At 72.4% G+C, this 4,267-nt stretch carries 3 protein-coding genes; 2 read left to right on the forward strand and 1 reads right to left on the reverse strand.

From position 1 onward, the window contains the following. Positions 1-134: 134 nt before the first annotated feature. On the forward strand, positions 135-1,832 hold the full coding sequence (locus tag ACFE64_RS12415; RefSeq protein ID WP_375392776.1) for an acyl-CoA dehydrogenase: 1,698 nt from the start codon (positions 135-137) through the stop codon (positions 1,830-1,832). A gap of 7 nt (positions 1,833-1,839) precedes the next feature. Further along, the gene (locus ACFE64_RS12420; protein ID WP_375392777.1) at positions 1,840-3,129 is read left to right on the forward strand and encodes an MFS transporter; all 1,290 of its coding nucleotides are present in this window, start codon (positions 1,840-1,842) and stop codon (positions 3,127-3,129) included. Here ACFE64_RS12420 and ACFE64_RS12425 read toward each other — a convergent pair. Then, positions 3,126-4,244 carry an MFS transporter gene (locus tag ACFE64_RS12425; protein ID WP_375392778.1) on the reverse strand — a complete coding sequence of 373 codons (1,119 nt, stop codon included), beginning with the start codon at positions 4,242-4,244 and terminating at the stop codon, positions 3,126-3,128. The genes ACFE64_RS12420 and ACFE64_RS12425 overlap by 4 nt on opposite strands. Between the last annotated feature and the right edge of the window lie 23 nt (positions 4,245-4,267).

The raw sequence follows: 4,267 nt of genomic DNA on the forward strand, positions 1-4,267 counted from the left end.
ACGATCTCCAGCGGCCGCTTGGCCTCGAACGCGACGGCAGCGCGGGTCTTCATGACGGATGTCCTTTCGGGGCCGCCCTTGCACATCGAGCGGCCCGCGGTGCAAGGCCTGAGCCCCGCAGACGAAAGACGATCATGCCCTTCACGCCGCCCACCGCCGAGCAGCGCTTCGTGCTGGATCAGGTCGTGCGCCTGCCCGAGCTGGCGGCGAACGCGCGGTTCGCGGCGGCGACGCCGGATCTGATCGATGCGGTGCTGGACGGCGTCGGCCAGTTCGCGGCGGGCGAATGGGCGCCGCTGTCGCGCGCGGGCGACACCGTGGGCGCGCGCTGGACGCCCGACGGCGTGGTCATGCCGGATGGCTATGCCCGCGCTTATCGCGACTATGTCGATGGCGGCTGGGGCACGATCGGCGTCGACGAGCGCTGGGGCGGGCAGGGCCTCCCCTTCGCGGTGCAGACGGCGGTGCTGGAAACGCTGGGTGCGGCCAACATGGCCTTCGCGCTGTGCCCGACGCTGACGGTCGGCGCGATCGAGGCGCTGGCGCATCACGGCACGCCCGCGCAGCAGGCGGCTTATCTCCCCAAGCTCGCGACCGGCGAGTGGACGGGCACCATGAACCTGACCGAGCCGCAGGCGGGCTCCGACGTCGGCGCGCTGCGCACCCAGGCGACGCCCGCCGGCGATGGCCAGTGGCGGCTCAAGGGCACGAAGATCTTCATCTCGTTCGGCGACCACGATCTCGCCGCCAACATCGTCCATCTCGTCCTCGCCCGCACGCCGGACGCGCCGGCGGGGACGCGCGGCATCTCGCTGTTCCTGGTGCCCAAGATGCGGCTGGACGGGACGCCGAACGACGTCCGCGTCGTCTCGATCGAGCACAAGCTGGGGCTGCACGCCTCGCCCACCTGCGTGCTCTCGTTCGGCGACCGGGACGATTGTCTCGGCGAGCTGATCGGCCCCGAGCATGGCGGCATGCGCGCGATGTTCATCATGATGAACAACGCGCGGCTCAATGTCGGCCTGCAGGGCGTGCAGGTGGCGGAGGGGGCGACGCAGGCGGCGATCGCCTATGCGCTCGACCGCGTGCAGTCCGCGCGCGCGGGCGGCGCCAGTCGCGACTCCGTGCCGATCGTCGAGCACCCGGACGTGCGCCGGATGCTGCTGCGGATGAAGGCGCAGACCCAGGCGGCGCGCGCGCTGGTCTATTACGCCGCGGGGCAGGTGGATCGCGCCACGCTCGGGGATGTGGATGCGCGCGCGCGGCTGGAGCTGCTGACGCCGCTCGCCAAGGCGCACGGCACCGATCTCGGCTGCGAGGTCGCGTCGCTGGGCGTGCAGGTGCACGGCGGCATGGGCTATGTCGAGGAGACCGGCGCGGCGCAGTTCCTGCGCGATGCGCGGATCACGCCGATCTACGAGGGCACCAACGGCATCCAGGCCGCCGATCTGGTCGGGCGCAAGCTGGGGCTGGAGAATGGCGCGGTGTTCGCCGCGCTGATCGCCGACATGGCACGTGACGCGGCGCATCCGGAGCTGAAAGCACTGGTCGCGACCTGCGACGCCGTCGGTCTGACGCTCGCCGGCGCGGGGCATGACGACCGGCTGGCGGCGAGCTATCCCTTCCTCACCATGCTGGCGGTGGCGGTGTGCGGCTGGCTGCTGGAGCGCGAGAGCCGCGCCGCGCCCGACGATGATTTCGGCCGCGCCAAGCGGGTGACGGCGCGCTTCTACCTCGACCAGATCGTGCCCGAGGCGCTCGGCCTGCGCGCCGCGGCCACCGCCAGCGCGGACGTGCTCTATGCCCTCCCGGCGGCGGCGTTCGCGGCCTGAGCAGCGCATGACGGGGGATGCGGGCGCGCTGACGCCGGCGCGGCGGGTGGGCGCGATCCTGGCGGGATCGGCGGGCAACCTGATCGAGTGGTTCGACTTCTACGTCTACGCCTTCACCGCGCTGTATTTCTCGTCCGAGTTCTTCCCGATCACCGACCCGCTGGCGCAGGTCATGGCGACCAGCGGCATCTTCGCGGTCGGTTTCCTGCTGCGGCCGATCGGTGGCTGGTTCTTCGGGCGCTACGCCGACCGGCACGGGCGGCAGCGGGCGATGATGGTATCGGTGCTGATGATGGGCGCGGGCTCGCTCGCGATCGCGGTGCTGCCCACCTATGGCCAGGTCGGCGCGCTGGCGCCGCTGCTGCTGCTCGTCGGCCGCATGGCGCAGGGCTTCTCGACCGGCGGGCAATACGGCACCGCGGCGACCTATCTGAGCGAGATCGCGGCGGCGGGGCGGCGCGGGTTCTGGGGCTCGTTCCAATATGTCACGCTGATCGGCGGCCAGCTGCTCGCCACCGCCGTGGTGCTGGCGCTCCAGCACTGGCTGTCCGAGGCCGAGATGCAGCGCTTCGGGTGGCGCATCGCCTTTGCGGGCGGGGCGGTGGGGGCGGCGCTGTTCCTGCTGCTGCGCCGGTGGATGCCGGAGACGACGCGCGCCGAGCAGCGCGGGCCGGCGGCAGGCTCGCTCGCGGCGCTGCGCGCGCACTGGCCGGCGCTGTGGACGGTGATCGGGCTGACGGCGGGCGGCAGCCTCGTCTTCTACACCTTCACGACCTACATGCAGAAATATCTGGTGCTCACCACCGGCCTGCCGAAAGGCGAGGCGACGCTGGTGATGACGGCGGTGCTGGCGCCGTTCATGCTGCTCCAGCCGCTGTTCGGCGCGCTGGCCGATCGCTGGGGGCGGCGCGCGAACCTGATCCTGTTCGGCGCGCTGGCGACGCTGCTCACGGTGCCGCTGATGACGGCGCTCGCGCAGGCGCACACCGGGGCGGCGGCGTTCGGACTCGTCCTCGCCGGGCTGGCGATCAACGCGCTCTACACGTCGGTCAGCGGGCTGTTCAAAGCCGAGCTGTTCCCCGTGCAGGTCCGCGCGCTCGGCGTCGGGCTGGCCTATGGCGTCGGCAACGCGCTGTTCGGCGGCACCGCCGAGAACATCGCGCTGGCGTTCAAGCGCGCGGGGCACGAGAGCGGGTTCTACTGGTATGTGACGGCGGTGTCGGCGGGGTCGCTGCTCACCGCGCTGCTGATGCGCGACACGCGGCAGCGCAGCGCGCTCGCGGACGTCGAGATCTAGCGCAGCCGGCGCATGATGAGGGCGAACGGCAGCGTCGCCACGCCCATGGCGCCCATGATCTCCGGCACGCCGGTGCCGCGGCCGGTCAGCAGGACCGCGACCAGCGTCAGCGCGACGGTGACGACCGAGTTGACGACGTTGTTGGCGGCGATGACGCGCGAGCGCTCGGCCGCGTCGGCGTGCGTCTGCAGCCAGGCATAGAGCGGCACCACGAACATGCCGCCCGCCACCGACAGGCCCGCGAGCGCGAAGACCACATGCCAGCCCTGCGGCTCCCCCAGAAAGGCGTGCCAGCCGATGGCCGGCGCGGGCGCATAGCGCCGCGTGGCGAACCACAGATCGAGCAGGAACACCGCCATGCCAAGCGCGGCGGCCGGGAGGTAGCGCCCCGACACCACGCCGCCGAGCAGCCGGCTGACCAGCACCGAGCCGCCCGCCACGCCGACCGAGAAGACGAGCAGGAACAGCGTGACGACGCGCGGCCCCGCCCCCAGCACGCCGTGCGCCAGCGGTGCTAGCTGCGCCGTCACCACCGTGCCGACGCCGAAGAACCAGCTGATGCCGAGGACGGCGAGCCACAGCCCGCGACCGCCGCGCGCGACGCGCAGGATGCGTACGGTGCCGCGGACGAGGTTCCAGTCGATCGGCGGCCCCGGCGCGGGCGGCGGGGCGGCGGGCACGAGCCAGCTCGCGCCGAAGCCGGCGACCGCGACCGCCAGCGCGATCAGTCCGGCCCGCTCCGGCACGACCAGCCCGCCGAGCAGCTGCCCCGCGAGGATGGCGACGAAGGTGCCCGCCTCGACCAGCCCGGTGCCCGCCATGATCTCGTCGCGCCGGAGATGCTGCGGCAGGATCGAGTATTTGACCGGCCCGAAGATCGCCGAATGCACGCCCATCGCCACCACGCAGCCGAGCAGGATGGGGACCGAGGCGAGGCGGAAACCGACGAGCGCGACCGCCATGATCGCGATCTCCGCCACCTTGACCCAGCGCACCAGCCGCGCCTTGTCCATCCCGTCGGCGAGCTGGCCGGCGATCGACGACAGCAGGAGATAGGGCAGGGTGAACAGCCCCGCCGCCACCGTCGCCAGCATCGCCGCGCGGCTCGGGGTCACCCGGCGGACCGCCGAGGAACACA

The organism is uncultured Sphingomonas sp. (assembly GCF_964250165.1).
GTDB lineage: Bacteria > Pseudomonadota > Alphaproteobacteria > Sphingomonadales > Sphingomonadaceae > Sphingomonas.